The organism is Massilia sp. Root351 (genome assembly GCF_001425045.1).
Lineage (GTDB): Bacteria > Pseudomonadota > Gammaproteobacteria > Burkholderiales > Burkholderiaceae_D > Rugamonas.
In genome coordinates this window covers 74,484-89,918 of the sequence record NZ_LMDJ01000005.1, presented here as the reverse complement: position 1 = coordinate 89,918, position 15,435 = coordinate 74,484, and the positions used below count along the sequence as shown (strand labels likewise).

At 65.6% G+C, this 15,435-nt stretch carries 11 protein-coding genes and 1 pseudogene; 5 read left to right on the top strand and 7 right to left on the bottom strand.

Annotated elements, in window-relative coordinates; translation table 11 throughout:
- Positions 1 to 26: 26 nt before the first annotated feature.
- The 7 genes and pseudogenes from serB to ASD15_RS09625 form a co-directional block, all read right to left on the bottom strand.
- Entirely contained in the window at positions 27 to 893 is an 867-nt protein-coding gene (serB, locus tag ASD15_RS09655) for a phosphoserine phosphatase SerB (protein WP_373888166.1), read from the bottom strand.
- Entirely contained in the window at positions 893 to 4,348 is a 3,456-nt protein-coding gene (gene mfd, locus ASD15_RS09650; RefSeq protein WP_057154767.1) for a transcription-repair coupling factor, read from the bottom strand. Before mfd ends, serB begins: the two co-directional genes overlap by 1 nt.
- Positions 4,349 to 4,475: 127 nt before the next feature.
- Entirely contained in the window at positions 4,476 to 6,431 is a 1,956-nt protein-coding gene (locus ASD15_RS09645; protein ID WP_057154633.1) for a phosphatase PAP2 family protein, read from the bottom strand.
- A gap of 99 nt (positions 6,432 to 6,530) precedes the next feature.
- On the bottom strand, positions 6,531 to 7,265 hold the full coding sequence (locus tag ASD15_RS09640) for a carbonic anhydrase (protein ID WP_057154632.1): 735 nt from the start codon (positions 7,263 to 7,265) through the stop codon (positions 6,531 to 6,533).
- Between the two features lie 106 nt (positions 7,266 to 7,371).
- Positions 7,372 to 8,307 (bottom strand): annotated as a pseudogene (locus ASD15_RS09635) (5'-nucleotidase).
- Positions 8,307 to 9,644: a GAF domain-containing protein gene (locus ASD15_RS09630; protein ID WP_057154631.1), complete on the bottom strand. Its 1,338-nt coding sequence runs from the start codon at positions 9,642 to 9,644 to the stop codon at positions 8,307 to 8,309. The pseudogene ASD15_RS09635 and the gene ASD15_RS09630 overlap by 1 nt, the downstream one beginning before the upstream one ends.
- On the bottom strand, positions 9,641 to 10,753 hold the full coding sequence (locus ASD15_RS09625; RefSeq protein ID WP_057154630.1) for a serine/threonine-protein kinase: 1,113 nt from the start codon (positions 10,751 to 10,753) through the stop codon (positions 9,641 to 9,643). The genes ASD15_RS09630 and ASD15_RS09625 overlap by 4 nt, the downstream gene beginning before the upstream one ends.
- Before the next feature lie 97 nt (positions 10,754 to 10,850).
- Here ASD15_RS09625 and ASD15_RS09620 point away from each other — a divergent pair, with 97 nt between their 5' ends.
- From ASD15_RS09620 to ASD15_RS09600, 5 genes are all read left to right on the top strand, one after another.
- Positions 10,851 to 11,603: a serine/threonine-protein kinase gene (locus ASD15_RS09620; RefSeq protein ID WP_057154629.1), complete on the top strand. Its 753-nt coding sequence runs from the start codon at positions 10,851 to 10,853 to the stop codon at positions 11,601 to 11,603.
- Between the two features lie 128 nt (positions 11,604 to 11,731).
- Positions 11,732 to 12,799 (top strand): type VI secretion system protein TssA, encoded by a 1,068-nt coding sequence (gene tssA, locus ASD15_RS09615; protein WP_200953943.1) that lies wholly within the window; start codon positions 11,732 to 11,734, stop codon positions 12,797 to 12,799.
- A 56-nt stretch (positions 12,800 to 12,855) separates the two neighbouring features.
- On the top strand, positions 12,856 to 13,356 hold the full coding sequence (gene tssB, locus ASD15_RS09610; RefSeq protein WP_057154627.1) for a type VI secretion system contractile sheath small subunit: 501 nt from the start codon (positions 12,856 to 12,858) through the stop codon (positions 13,354 to 13,356).
- A 15-nt stretch (positions 13,357 to 13,371) separates the two neighbouring features.
- Positions 13,372 to 14,862 carry a type VI secretion system contractile sheath large subunit gene (gene tssC, locus ASD15_RS09605; protein ID WP_057154626.1) on the top strand — a complete coding sequence of 497 codons (1,491 nt, stop codon included), beginning with the start codon at positions 13,372 to 13,374 and terminating at the stop codon, positions 14,860 to 14,862.
- Positions 14,863 to 14,902: 40 nt separating this feature from the next.
- Entirely contained in the window at positions 14,903 to 15,394 is a 492-nt protein-coding gene (locus ASD15_RS09600) for a type VI secretion system tube protein Hcp (RefSeq protein WP_057154625.1), read from the top strand.
- Positions 15,395 to 15,435: the final 41 nt, after the last annotated feature.

The following is a 15,435-nucleotide window of genomic DNA, read 5'->3' as shown; positions in this document are numbered from 1 at the left end:
GTGGGCGTGACACGGAGGCCTGGCAGTTAAGCGAGCAGGTTAAGGATGCCGTCCAGGCCGACGAAGTTGAGGGCCACGCTGGCTTGCTCGCGCACCACCGGCTTGGCGCGGAAGGCGACCGACATGCCGGCCACGCTCATCATCTTCAGGTCGTTGGCGCCGTCGCCCATCACGATGGCTTCGCTGGTGCCGACGCCCAGCGAGGCGCAGCAGTGTTCCACTGTGCGCTTCTTGACTTCGGCGTCCACGATCTCGCCCAGCACCTGGCCGGTCAGCTTGCCGTCGATGATCTCCAGCTCGTTGGCCAGCGTGTAGTCCAGGCCCAGGCGCTCTTTCAGGCGCGCGGTGAAGAAGGTGAAGCCGCCCGACACCAGCAGCGTCTTCAGGCCGGCGCGCTTGACGGCGGCCAGCATGTTCTCGGCGCCCGGCGACAACTGCAGGCGCTCGTCGTAGACGCGCTCCAGCGCGGACGCGTCCAGGCCTTTCAGCAGCGCCACGCGCTTGCGCAGGCTGGCGGCGAAATCGAGCTCGCCGCGCATGGCCGCCTCGGTGATCTCGGACACTTGCGGCTTCAGGCCCTGCATGTCGGCGATCTCGTCGATGCACTCGATGGTGATCAGCGTGGAGTCCATGTCCATGGCCACCAGCTTGTACTCGTCGAGCTTGTGCACGCCCATCATGTAGGTGGCGTCCAGCTGGGCCGCGTGGGCGGCCACTTCGATGGTCTGGCGCAGCGCCACCGAGTAGGTGATGCCTTCGCAGCGGATGGCGTTGTCGGAAATGCGGACGATGCGCTGCGGCGCGGTCAGCGCGGCGATGCGCTCCAGGCGCGCCATGCAGTTGCCCAGGCCTTGCAGCACCAGGTTCATCGTGTGGTCGTTTGCGTTCTTCATCAGGCTACCAATTGTTTAATTGCGGTCTTGATTTGCGTAACACGCGCCGACAGATCCGGCATGTTCGCGGTGATCTTCAGTTTATCCTGCCCGTTGAGCTTGATCTGCTTGTTTTTTTGTATCAGCGTAATGATGCGCATCGGGTCGATCGGCGGCTTGGGCATGAACTGCAGCGTGGCTGCCTCGCTGTGTGCGTCGATCTTGACGATCCCGACCGTGGCCGCTGCGATGCGCAGGCGGTGGGTCTCGACCAGGGCCTTGGCCGCCTCCGGCAATTTGCCGAAGCGGTCGATCATCTCTTCCTGCAGGTCGTCGATCTTGTCCTGGGCAGAACAGTTGGCCAGGCGCTTGTAGATCGAAAGCCGCTCGTGCACGTCGCCGCAGAAATCGGCCGGCAGCAGGGCGGGCACGTGCAGGTTGATCTCGGTGGTGGTCGACAGCGGCGCCGCCAGGTCGGGCTCCTTGCCGGCCTTGAGCGAGCGCACCGCTTCATTCAGCATGTCGGTGTAGAGCTGGAAGCCCACTTCCAGCATTTCGCCGGACTGGTTCTCGCCCAGCACTTCGCCGGCGCCGCGGATTTCCAGGTCGTGCATGGCCAGGTAGAAGCCGCTGCCCAGTTCTTCCATTTGCTGGATCGCATCCAGGCGGCGCTGCGCCTGCTTGCTCAGGCTTTGCACGTCGTTTACCAGCAGGTAGGCATAGGCCTGGTGGTGCGATCGGCCGACGCGGCCGCGCAGCTGGTGCAGCTGCGCCAGGCCGAACTTGTCGGCGCGGTGCATGATGATGGTGTTGGCGGTCGGCACGTCGATGCCGGTCTCGATGATCGTGGTGCACAGCAGGATGTTGTAGCGCTGCGCCACGAAGTCGCGCATCACCTTTTCCAGGTCGCGTTCGTGCATCTGGCCGTGCGCCACGGCGATGCGCGCCTCCGGCAGCAGTTCGGTGAGCGCGGCCATGCGGTTCTGGATGGTTTCCACTTCGTTGTGCAGGAAGTAGACCTGGCCGCCGCGCTTCAGCTCGCGCAGGCAGGCCTCGCGGATGATGCCTTCGTTCTCGCTGCGCACAAAGGTCTTGATCGCCAGGCGCTTTTGCGGCGCGGTGGCGATGACGGAGAAGTCGCGCAGGCCTTCCAGCGCCATGCCCAGGGTGCGCGGGATGGGCGTGGCCGTCAGGGTCAGCACGTCCACTTCGGCGCGCAGGGATTTCAGCGCTTCTTTCTGGCGCACGCCGAACCGGTGTTCCTCGTCGATGATGACCAGGCCCAGGCGCTCGAACTTCACGTCGTCCGACAGCAGCTTGTGGGTGCCGATGACGATGTCCAGCGTGCCGTCCGACATGCCCTTGATGGCTTGCGCGATCTCTTTGCCGGTGCGGAAGCGGGACATTTCGGCGATGCGCACCGGCCAGTCCGCAAAGCGGTCGGCAAAGGTTTGCGCGTGCTGCTCGGCCAGCAGCGTGGTCGGCGCCAGGATGGCCACCTGTTTGCCGCCCATGACGGCGATGAAGGCGGCGCGCAGCGCTACCTCGGTCTTGCCGAAGCCGACGTCGCCGCACACCAGGCGGTCCATCGGTTTGCCGGAGGTCATATCCTTGAGCACATTGCCGATGGCGGCTGCCTGGTCGGGCGTTTCGTCAAAGCCGAAGCTGTCGGCGAAGCGCTCGTAGTCGTGCGCCGAGTACGCGAAGGCGTGGCCCTGGCGCAGCGCGCGGCGGGCGTAGAGATTGAGCAGCTCGGCGGCGGTGTCGCGCACCTGTTCGGCGGCCTTGCGCTTGGCTTTTTCCCACTGGCCGGAGCCGAGCGAGTGCAGCGGCGCGTCGTCCGGCGAGGCGCCGGAATAGCGCGAGATCACGTGCAGCTGCGATACCGGCACGTACAGCTTGGTGTCCTTGGCGTATTCCAGGTGCAGGAATTCGGTTTCGCCTTCGCCAAGGTCCATGCTGGTCAGGCCCATGTAGCGCCCGATGCCGTGGTTGATGTGCACCACCGGGTCGCCGATCTTCAGCTCGGACAGGTCGCGCACCATGGATTCGACCTGGGTGACGCCCTCCTGCTTCTTCTTGCCTGCGCGGCGGCCGGAGCCGGCGTACAGCTCGGTTTCGGTAATGAATACCAACTGGCCTTTGCCGGCGGACCATTCGAAGCCTGCGTGCAGCGGGGCCACGCCCAGCATCAGTTTCGCATCCGACTGCAGGAAGCCGTCGAAGCCTTCCACCGGCGCCAGCGTGAGATCGAACTCGCCGAAGTACTGCTGCAGCGTTTCGCGCCGCCCGTTCGATTCGGCGCACACCATCACGCGGCGGCCGGATTGCAGCAGGTAGGCGCGCAGGTTGGTGAGCGGATCGTCCAGGTGGCGGTTGACGGCGATGTTGGGCACCGGCGCGGAGATCTCCGAAGCCTGTCCCAAGTCTTCGCGGCTGATGCTGATGCGCGCGTGCGGCTTGGCCAGCGTGAAGAACTGCTCGTCGCCGAGGAAGATGGCCTCGGGCGCCAGAATGGGGCGCTCGCGGTCCGACTTCAGGAAGCGGTAGCGCGACTGCGTATCGAGCCAGAAGCGCTTGATGGCGGCGTCGATGTCGCCCACCATGGCCAGCGTGGAGCCTTCGGGCAGGTAGTCGAACAGCGTGGCCGTCTGGTCGAAGAACAGCGGCAGGTAGTACTCGATACCGGCCGAGGCGATCCCGCTGCTGATGTCCTTGTAGACAACGGAGCGCGAGGGATCGCCCTCGAACTGCTCGCGCCAGCGGCTGCGGAAGGTGGTGCGGGCCGTTTCGTCCATCGGGAATTCGCGCCCGGGCAGCAAACGCACTTCGCTGACCGGGTACAGCGAGCGCTGGGTGTCGGCGTCGAAGGTGCGGATGGTCTCGATGGTGTCGCCGAACAGGTCCAGGCGGTATGGCAGCGCGGACCCCATGGGGAACAGGTCGATCAGGCCGCCGCGCACCGAGTATTCGCCGGGCGACATCACCTGCGTCACGTGGGTGTAGCCGGCCAGCGTGAGCTGGGACTTCAGCTTGGCCTCGTCCAGCGACTCGCCCTTCTTGAAGAAGAAAGTGTAGGCGGCCAGGAAGGACGGCGGCGCCATGCGCACCAGCGCGGTGGTGGCCGGGACGATCATCACGTCGCACTGGCCGGTCTGGATCTCGTGCAGCGTGGCCAGGCGCTCGGACACCAGGTCCTGGTGCGGCGAGAAGGCGTCGTAGGGCAGGGTTTCCCAGTCGGGAAGCAGGTGGCAGCGCAGTGCCGAGTCCGCGCCGTCGCCGGCAAACCAGGGGATTTCGTCGAGCAGGCGTTGACCGTCGCTGGCGTTGGCGACGATGACGGCCAGCATTTGGCCGCGCGCCTTCAGTTCAAGCGCGGCTTGTGCCAGCGCGCAGGCGTCGGCGGAACCATGCAGGGTAGGGAGCGCAAAGCGGTTGCCAGGCTTCGGAAGTGCTTTTTTTAAGTCAAAGGACATCGATGACATCTATGAATTGTTGAGCGCGCGGGAAGGGTCTCCGCGCGCTGCGGACATTATAGACGATGCCACTGTTTGGCGGGTTACGCCGCGGCGCAGCCAAGCCGCCCTACGGCCTTCCCGGCTTTCAGGTGCCGAGCTTCAGCTGCAGGCCGCTATCTGTATAGACAGGTTCGGCCTTGAAGCCGGGTACCGTGATGCTGTCGAACTTGCCTTTCAGGCCGGCGGCGGAGATCACGTTGAGCGTGTCGCCTGCGGCCGGCTTGTAGCCGTTCTGGAAGCTCACCGTGAGGGTGCCGCCCGCCACCGTCATCGTTCCCGCCACGGCCAGGCGGCCTTGCATGCCGCTGCCCAGCTTGAGCTCCAGGGCGCCGCTGGCCAGTTGCGTGTAGCCCCCGGCCAGCGCCAGGCTGGCCGGCGCGTTGCTGACCAGCGTGCCGCCGCTGACGTAGACATCGCCCTTGCCGAACGCGCCGGCGCTGTTGCCCTCCAGGCGGCCGCCTTCCAGCACGGTGCCGCCGGTCCAGCTGTTGTTGCCGCCCAGTTTAAGGGTGCCGCTGCCTTGCTTGGTCAGCTTGCCGCTGCCCGAGATGTCGTTGCGCCAGCGGTCGACGGCATGGAAGCCGCCCTTGGCCGCGTCCATGGCCACCACCACGTTGCCGCTGAAGACGCCGTAGCCATCGGCCGCGGCGAACAGGTTCAGGCGCCCCCAGCCTTCGGCGTCGTCCAGGATCGGATAGCCGGACGGCAGGGCGGTGGTTTTCAGCACCACGCGGCGCTGCGCTTCGCTCAGGTAGGGCAAACGGGTTTCCAGCAGCACTTCGGCACCTTTCGGCACCACGGCCGGCGCGTTGGTGGGCCCCGTGGGCGCGAAGCCGAAGGTCAGGCGGCGGAGGTAGGCGGCCTTGGTGGCCGCGTAGTCCGCAAAGCGGTCGTTGGCGGCCGTGCCGGCATGGGCATAGTCATAGAACGTGTCGGCGGTGGTGCCGGTCTTGAGCATCAGCGTGGCGCGCGCCTGCGCCACGGCGGCTGACTTGGTGGCTGCCATGGCAGGGTCCAGCAGGTTGGCTGCCGCGACGGCCTGGGCCTGCACGCGGCCGCTGATCACGTCCAGCGGCGAGTGCATGCCGGCCAGGATGCGGTTTTCACCCAGTTCCAGGCCGCGCGCGATGATTTCCTGGTAGCGCTCCGGCAGCGCGTAGGCCATGCCCAACGCGCCGCGCACCGCTTCGGCAGAGTGACCGCTGGTGAAGCCGCCGTCGGTGGTGGGGGTGCTGCTCTTGGCCGGGACCAGCGCCGGCACCACCACCACGCTGCTGCTCCAGCGGTAAGGGCGGGCATATTTATAGAAGCGCTTGGCCGGTTCGGTCGAGCCGTTGTTGCCCATGGCGTTGACCAGCGCGACCACGTTGCCGAATTCGGCGTTAGCGCTACCGGCGACGCCTGTATTATTGCCGCTGTCGTTGTACAGCACCGTGGTGGCGTCGGCCGGGATGCCGGTGATGCTGGTGGTCTGGCGTGCGGCGCTGCGCCAGGCTTCGGTCAGCGGGCCCATGCCGTCTGTCAGGCTGTAGCCCTTGCCGCGCCGGTCGTCGAGGTAGGCAGCCAGTTCCTGCGCAGGGGTGCGGCTGGCGGTGGTTTTGACCACGTAGTCGATGTTGGCGTTGTGGACGGCGGCGTTGACGATGGTACCGCCCGGCGTGCCGTCGTTCGGCAGGCCGGTCCAGGCCGACGCGACAACGGCCGGGAAACCGGCGGCGGCCGGCGCGGTCTGGCCGGCATCGACGATTTCGGTAAGCGGCTTCCAGATGTCGAGCATGCCGATCAGAACGCGCACGCCGGCGTTGGTGGCGGCGGTGGCGTAGCGCGCGTCGCCGCGCTGGTTGCTGGCGACGTTGTCGACAAAGGCGGGCACGTTGGCCGGGACGGGCGCCGTATCGGCGGCGCCCTGGTCTGCCGGGGCGGCAGGGATGGCCAGGAGCTGCGGCGGGTTGTTGTCCGAGCCGCCGCAGGCGGCCAGCGCCAGGGCGGCGCTCACCGCAAGTGCCAGCGGAAGGCGGCGCAACAGATTCAGGTCTTGCATGGGATTCCTTGGGTAGTTAAGACAGGGCTAAAAAAACTACCCGCATGCTACCCATGCAATATGACGACCTTGTGACCGCTAACATTGCTTCCGGGGTGCTTAGTCCAGCACCGGCCGGCCGTTTAGCGCCTGCACCGGGCGGTTGTTCGGATGGTGGATCACTTCGGCGAACTCGGCCACCTGCGCTTTCGATACCGTCACCGGGTTCTTCATCACCAGCCAGCGCACGCCTTCGGAGCACGGCGGCGTGGTCAGCGAGCCGCTGAAGCGGTAGTAGGCATGCTTGGCGGGCAGCAGGGCCGCGGCCGACAGCGGTGTCGCCAGCGCGGTTTTCAGGCCGGCTTCCTTCGGCAGTTGCGGCCACAGCGCGGCCAGCGCCTTGTTCTCCGCGCCTTCCTTGAACATCACGGCCACCACGGCCAGGTTGCCGTCCTTGTCGGCATGCACCAGGTGCACTTCCAGCGGATAGGACACGCCGGCGATCAGGTTTTCGCTGGGGGCGTGGAAGTGGTACTGCTTCAGCTCGAAACGTTCGCCGTCCAGCCACAGCGCGCTGCCGGGCGTGAAGCCTACTTGCAGCGTGTGGCCGTTGTTCAGGACTTCATTGCCGCCTGCCTTGTAGTCCATCTTCAGCGGCTTGAGCGCCGCATGGATGCTGCCTTTCAGGTCCACCGGCGACTGGTTCTTGCCGCTCTGGCAGGCGTAGTTGTCCGGCGACAGCTTGGCCCACTGCTCCGGGCCTTCGGCGCCGGCGTAGCCCCAGTGGCCGGCGTCGGCTGCGAATGCGGTGTGGCCGATGCATGCCATCAGGGCCGCGAGTGCGAATCGTTTCATTTGTAAAGCTCCATGGTTTGATTGCGCCTTCTTATTTTGGTGGAGGCGTGCTGACGAATATACGCGGAAAGTTGCCGCCGGTAATTACGCCAGCCTTAAGATGGTGCTAAACCTGTGCCGGATTCGCAACGCCGAAAGGCACGTGCACCATGGGGATGGTGCCGCCCTCGGACTTCAGGTGGCTGAGCTGGTCGTCGAAGAAGATGTGGGGCTTGAGGATGGACAGCACGCGCGCCTTGTCCATGCCGCCCAGGAAGAACGTTTCGTTGGCCGACACGCCCCAGTTCTTCAGGGTGGTGACCACCCGTTCGTGCGAAGGTGCGCTGCGGGCCGTGATGATGGCGATGCTCAGGATGCGCTTGTACGCCGGGTCGCTGCGCGCCAGCACGGCCTCGTAGCGCTGCATCACGTGCAGCTTGCGAAACAGGTCCGCCAGCGGGCCGGGACGGTGCGGGATGGCCACGCGCTCGGTTTCGTGGGCGTGAAATTCCAGCACGTCGTGGTTGCGTTTGTAGACGGTTTCGGATTCGTCGTCGGCGATCACGCCGTCGAAGTCGAAGGCCACGCGCAGCTCCATGTCGTCCTCGTCGTCCTCGATCAGGGACGGCAGCACCAGGCCGGCGGGATAGTTGTTGTCCAGCGCACTGCGCACGTCGGCCGCGTTCGCGCTCAGGAACAGCGAGGTGTTGAACGCGGGCAGTTAAGTGTAGGGCGACTTGCCGGTGACGAAGGCGGCGCGCGAGATGTCCAGGCCGTAGTGGGCGATCGACTTCATCACGCGCAGGCCGGTTTCGGGCGAGTTGCGCGACAGGAGCACCACCTCCACCGGCATCTGGCCGGGGAAGTGCTTGTTGATGTTGAGGAAGCGCCGGATGAAGGGGAACGCCACGCCCTTGCCCAGTATCGTGTCGATGTGGGCTTCCTGGTACTTGCGGTATTCCTCTTCGCCGCTGTCGACATACACCTGGTGCGAGGCGCTCAGGTCGAACAGGGCGCTGGAGGCGATGCCGATCACCAGCTTGTTGTGGATGGGGTAGGACATCAGGGCTTCCGCAGCACGCCGCTGACCTGGAAGCGGATTTCGCCGTCCGCACCGGGCGTGGTGGTGATGTGCAGCTCGCTGATGCCGTGCTGCGCGGCGGCCAGCAGCAGCGGGCTGACGGCGTTGGCGATCAGCGCCTGCTCGACGCTGGGTTGCGCAGGGATGGGGGCGCGCGCCGGCCTGGCGACGATGGTGGCGTCGACATCCACCTCTGCCTGCTCATCGGCAGCGGCCAGGCCGGCAGGGCCTGGGACTGGCGCCGGAACTGCGGGCGAGGGCACGGAGGCCGGCGCGGTCGGCGCGGCGCGGGCGGCGGGCGGCGGCAGGGTGTCGGCCGGCGAGGCATCCGCCGCGCCGAAGAACTGGTTCACCATCCAGCCGAATTCGCGCCGCGTGGTTACGCAGTAGATCGGCGTGGCTTGCGGGAACACGCGCTGCACCGCGCCGCTGGCTTTGAGCTGGTCCGGGTCCACCGCCAGGATGAAGATGCCGTGCCTTCCTTCCTCGATCGGCATCCACTGGTTCTGCACCACGAATTCGCGGTTGAAACTGTCCAGCAGGCCTTGCGGGCGGCGCCGGTCCACCTGGAACATGAAGTAGGGCACGCCGAAGAAGTCGGCCAGCGCACGGCCCACCAGCGCCGGCTTGATCGCCAGTTCGTCCAGCAGGACGTCTTCGATATCGAGATTGCGGGCCGCCGCGCTGCGCAGCGCCTGTTCCAGCTGCACGCGCGGCAGCGCCGCTTCGGACAGCATGGCGGCGAAGCGGCTGCGCTCGCGCGTGGGCGCCTTGTGGCGGTGCGCGAAGGCGATGGCGATCGAGTCGCACAGGTGCTGCACGCCTTCCTCCACCATGGCGTCGAAGGCGCCGCCCTTGTGGTTGTTGATCAGCTGGAGCACGCCCAGCACCGCGCCGTCGTCGGCCAGGATGGGCGCCACCAGCATCTGCTGCGTGCGGTAGCCGGTGCGCCGGTCCACGCCCTGCTGGAAGCACAGGGCGTCGTCGTGGCGCCGCAGTTCGGCCTCGTCGTACACGTCCAGCAGGTTGAGCGTCTTTTTCGACAGCGCGGCGTAGCCGGCGATGCTTTGCGCCGAGATGGGCAGCTTGAGCTGCTTGAACGAGGCCAGCCCGGTTTTCACCTTGGACACCATGCTGGCCTTGTCGTCCGACAGGGCGTAGACGGTGAGCCGGTCGCCGCTGAACAGCTCGCACAGCTCGGCCGACATCTCCAGCATGATGTCGTCGATGTCCTGCGTGGCGTGGATCTTGTTGGTCAGCAGCTGCAGGCGCTTGAAGAAGTGCAGCCGGTCTTCGGCCGAGCTAATTGCCGCGCTCATTGGCGCTTACCGCCGGGGCGGATGCCGGGTGGCGTGGTGACCACGGTGGCGTCCTGGTCCTGCGCGCCTGGCAGCGGCAGGCCCACGCCGGAGACCTGGGTGGCGTCCGGGTCCGCGCCGGGATCGCCGCGGGTGGCGGCCGGGGCGCCGCCCGGCTGGAACGGCGGCGGCATGGTGCTGTACGACTGGGCGCCTGGGGCAGGGGACAGGAAGGAGTTTGCCACGCGCGCCTGCGGCGGCATGGTGTCGTCCAGGCCCACTTCGTCGCCGTTCAGGGCGCGTTTCAGGTCTTCCTTGAAGCTGCGCGCGCTGGCATAGCGGTCTTCCGGGCGCTTGGCCAGGGCGCGCAATACCACGCGGTCGAACATGGGGCTGATCAGGGGACTGAGGGTGCTGGGCAGCGCCGGCTGCTCGTAGACGATCTTCTGCTGCACCTCGAACAGGCCCTTGCCGGTAAACGGCTTTTCGCCGGTGAGGAACTGGTACAGCACGATGCCGGCGGCGAAAATGTCCGAGCGCGGCCCGACCGCCTGGCCGGTGATCTGCTCGGGCGACATGTAGCTGGGCGTGCCGACCATGGTGCCCGCTTCGGTGTGCTTGGCGTTTACGTCCTGCATGCGCGCCACGCCGAAATCGGTCAGCTTCACCCGCAGCTGCCCGCTGAGCATGATGTTGGCCGGCTTGATGTCGCGGTGGATGATGCCTTGCTGGTGGGCGTAGTCCACCGCATCCAGCAGTTCGCACGTCATGCGCACCGAATCCTCCAGCGTGAAGTCGAGCGAGAACACCTGGCTGTCGTCGAAATAGCTGCCCAGCTCTTCGCCGGCGATCAGCTCCATCACCAGGTAGGCTTCGCCGTCTTCCTCGCCGAAGTCGTACACGGTGACGATGTTGGGGTGGTTCAGGCGCGCGACCGCCTGCGCCTCTTGCGTGAAGCGCGCGGAGTACTCGGCCCGCATGGCCGGATCGTTGATCCGGCCCATGTGGATGACTTTGATGGCGACCCGGCGGTTCAACTTGGGATCGACACCCTCATAGACCAGGCCCATCGCGCCGCGCCCAAGCACGCGCAATAATTGATACCGGCCCAGCTGCTTCAGTTCATTCATGTGGCTATGTGTGGTGTGGGACAAACGAAAGATTCAGTTTATAGCAGAAACGTCTCGTCGTATGATAAGCGAATGACAACCTTGTTATCCAGCGCCCATGCAAATAAATATCGGTAGCGTGGTGCCGGGCCATTCCGGCGGCTACCTGCTGCGGCGCGCGCTGGCTCCGGGCGTGTGGCTGGCCGACAGCCCGGAAGGCCGGCAGGTGGCGCTGAAGCTGGCGCCGCCGCCTGCTTTTCCGCCTGTCGGCGTGCGCCATCCCTGCATTGTGGCGGTGCTGGAGGCCGGCGCCGGCCTGGGCGGCGCGCACGCCGTTCCCTATATCGCCCTCGAGTATATGGATGGGCCGTCGCTGCCCGCGCTGCTGCAAGCCGGGCCGCTGCCGCCGGTGCGCGCCGTGGCGTGGATGGCACAGTTGCTCGACGGCTTGGCGTATGCGCACGGCCACGGCGTGGTGCATCGCGACATCAAGCCTTCGAACCTGCTGCTCGATGCCAAGGGCAAGCTGAAGATCTCCGACTTCGGCCTGGCCAGCCCGGCCGGCGCCGGCAGCGCGCACGGCACGCCCGGCTACATGGCGCCGGAGCAGATGCGCGGCCAGGCCGACTGCCGCAGCGACCTGTTTGCCGCCGCCGTGGTGCTGTACCAGATGCTTGCCGGCCGCCGGCCCTACGAAGGCACGCCGTTCCAGCTGATGCAGCAAGTGCTGCTGGAAGCGCCGCCGCCGCTGCCGCCGGCGCTGCGCGCTTTCGAGCCGCTGCTGGCGTGCGGACTGGCTAAAAACCCGTCCGGCCGCTATCAGCATGCGAGCGAATTCCGGGACGCCATCCTTGCGATGACTTATGCATAACGCGGCGCATCTTGCAATATATTTAGACCAACAAATGCGTGACAAAAAAGAATTATTTTCTGCAATATTTTTTGGAAATTCTAGTATAGTCGTGGTCGAAAACTGGACTGATTGCCAAGGGTGGTGGAGTGGATATTGATTCTTTGCTGGTGGACGTGGAGGCGGATGCGCCCTGCGGTCCCAATCTCGAGTACGACCCGGAATTCCTGGAGCTCGAACAGGCCATCCTGGGCAAACCCGAGGTTCAGTATGGCGACACCATCACCCCGGCCGTGCCTCCCGAATGGAAGGTGGTCAAGCGCCTGGCTGCCGGTTTGCTGGAGCGCAGCCGCGACCTGCGGCTGGCGGTGTCGCTGGCGCGCGCGCTGCTCGCGCTTGAGGGCATGCCCGGCCTGGCCAACGGCCTGGCGCTGATCGAGCGGCTGCTGGAGCAGCGCTGGGACAGCGTCCATCCCCAGCTCGACCCCGACGACGGCATGGACCCCATGCTGCGCATTAACTCCCTGGCCACGCTGGCCGACAACGCCTTCCTGCGCGAAGTGAAAGAGGCCACGCTGCTGATGCTGCCCGGACTGGGGCCGCTGTCGCTGCGCACGCTGGAAGTGGCCAACGGCGAACTGCAGCCAGCCGAAGGCGAGAGCAAGGTCGAGCTGCATTCGATTGCCGCCGCGCTGCAGGACGCCGATCCCGAACGGGTGGCCGCCAGCAGCGCCGGCCTGGCTGCCGCCTGCGACAGCGTGACGCAGATCGAGGTGACCCTGGTGCGCCAGGTGGGCAGTTCGCAGGCGCTGAACCTGGATGCCCTGGTGCGCCTGTTGCGGCGCGGCCGCGATTTCTTCGCCGGGCAGGGCGGCGGCGAGCGCGCCGGAGGCGCTGCTGCCGAGGGCGAAGCGGAAGGCGAGGATGCCGACGCAGTCTCCGGCGGCGCAGCTGCCGGCAAGGGCGGCACGCGCGCCGCCGCCATCAGCGGCGACGTCACCAGCCGGGCCGATGTGATCCGCATGCTCGACAAGATTAACAAGTATTACCAGCAGTACGAGCCGTCCAGTCCCGTACCTTTGTTGCTGGAGCGCGCCAAGCGCCTGGTTCCGAAGAACTTCTTCGAAATCATGGAGGACCTGGCGCCGGACGGCATGACGCAGCTGCTGGTGGTCAGCGGCCCGCGTGAAGAAGAATCACAGCAGAGCGAATATTAAATTCGAGAGTACCAGGCAGCAAACCGGGTCGTTTCTATCACTAGGAGGAGTAAATCGTGGGCAAAGAAAGTAGCCAGAAGTTCATCGCGCGCAACCGCGCGCCGCGCGTGCAGATCGAATACGACGTGGAAGTCTACGGCGCGGAAAAAAGCGTGCAGTTGCCCTTCGTGATGGGCGTGCTGGCCGACTTGTCCGGCCAGCCGGCCGATCCGCTGGCGCCGGTGGCGGACCGCAAATTCCTGGAGATCGACGTCGACAACTTCGACGAACGCCTGAAATCGATGAAGCCGCGCATCGCGGTGCAAGTGCCCAACACGCTGACCGGCGAGGGCAATATGGCGGTCGACATGACCTTCGAGAGCATGGACGACTTCACCCCGGCCGCCGTGGCGCGCAAGGTGGAATCGCTGAACAAGCTGCTCGAAGCGCGCGGCCAGCTGTCCAACCTGCTGACCTATATGGACGGCAAAACCGGCGCCGAAGAGCTGATCGGCAAGCTGCTGGCCGAACCGGCCCTGATGCAGGCCCTGACCTCGGCACCGAAGCCGCAAGAATAATCGACGGAGGAATTGATGGCACAGATCACTGAAGCACAACAAGGCGCCACCGGCACCCTGGAAATGAGCGACTTCGGCAGCTTGCTGCAGAAGGAGTTCAAGCCGCAATCGGACAAGGCCAAGGAAGCGGTCGAGAACGCGGTCAAGACGCTGGCCGAGCAGGCGCTGAGCGGCACCAACCTGATTTCGAACGACGTGCTGGGCACCATCGAGGGCCTGATCGCGGCGCTGGACAAGAAGCTCACCGAGCAGATCAACCTGATCATGCACACCGACGAGTTCCAGAAGCTGGAAGGCGCCTGGCGCGGCCTGCACCACCTGGTCAACAACACCGAGACCGATGAAGCGCTGAAGATCCGCGTGATGAACATCTCGAAGAACGACCTGGGCAAGACGCTGAAGAAGTTCAAGGGCACGGCCTGGGACCAGAGCCCGATCTTCAAGAAAATGTACGAAGAAGAGTTCGGCCAGTTCGGCGGCGAGCCGTTCGGCTCCATCGTGGCCGACTACTACTTCGACAACAGCGCGCCCGACGTCGAGCTGCTGTCCGGCATGGCGAAGATCGCCGCGGCCGCGCACGCGCCGCTGATCGCCGCTGCCGCACCGTCGGTGATGCTGATGGAATCGTGGCAGGAGCTGTCGAACCCGCGTGACCTGACCAAGATCTTCCAGACCCCGGAACATGCCGCCTGGCGTTCGTTCCGCGAGTCCGAGGATGCGCGCTACGTCGGTCTGGCCATGCCGCGCTTCCTGGCGCGCCAGCCTTACGGCGCCAAGACCGACCCGGTGGAAGCGTTCGACTTCGAGGAAGACACTTCGGCCGCCGGCAGCAAGAACTACACCTGGGCCAACGCGGCCTACGCCATGGCGGTCAACATCAACCGCTCCTTCAAGGAATACGGCTGGTGCTCGCGCATCCGCGGCATCGAGTCCGGCGGCGCGGTCGAAGGGCTGCCGGTGCACAGCTTCCCGACCGACGACGGCGGCGTGGCCATGCAATGCCCGACCGAGATCGCCATCTCGGACCGCCGCGAAGCGGAGCTGGCGGCCAACGGCTTCATGCCGCTGGTGCACAAGAAGAACACCGATTTCGCCGCCTTCATCGGCGCGCAGTCGCTGCACAAGCCGGCCGAGTACGACGACCCGGACGCCACCGCCAACGCCAACCTGGGCGCGCGCCTGCCGTACCTGTTCGCCACCTGCCGCTTTGCGCATTACCTGAAATGCATCGTGCGTGACAAGATCGGTTCCTTCAAGGGGCGCGATGAGATGGAACGCTGGCTGAGCAACTGGATCAACCGTTACGTCGACGGCGACCCGGCCAACTCCAGCGAAGGAACCAAGGCGATGAAGCCATTGGCGGCGGCCGAAGTGATCCTCGAGGAAGTGGAAGGCAATCCAGGCTACTACACCTCCAAGTTCTTCCTGCGCCCGCACTACCAGCTGGAAGGCCTGACCGTGTCGCTGCGGTTGGTGTCCAAGCTGCCGTCGGCCAAAGGCGGTTGATTTTTACAGTTTGTAGTCCACACACACTAGGAGAATAAAAATGGCAGTAGACATGTTCCTGAACCTGGGCGCCACGATCAAAGGCGAAACCCAGGATAGCGCGCAAAAAGCAGCCGGCGATATCGACGTGCTGGCATGGAGCTGGGGCGCGTCCAACTCCGGTTCCTTCCACGCCGGCGGCGGCGGCGGCGCAGGCAAGGCCAACTTCCAGGATATCTCGATCACCAAATACCTGGACAAGGCTTCGCCGGCCCTGCTGATCGCGCTGGCCAAAGGCGCGCACATTCCGGTGGCCAAGCTGCTGGTGCGCAAAGCCGGCGAGGGACAGCAGAAGTACCTGGAACTGACCATGACCAAGGTGCTGGTGACCTCGGTATCGACCGGCGGCAGCGGCGGCGAGGACCGCCTGACCGAGAACGTCAGCCTGAACTTCGCTGAAGTGAAGTTCGAGTACTTCCTGCAGAACGAAAAAGGCGTTACCGCTTCGGGCGGCGTGTTCAACTGGGACATCGCCGGCAACATCGCCAAGTAATCGCAAGCTGCCGGGGCCTGTGCGCCCCGGCTTTTTTCTCC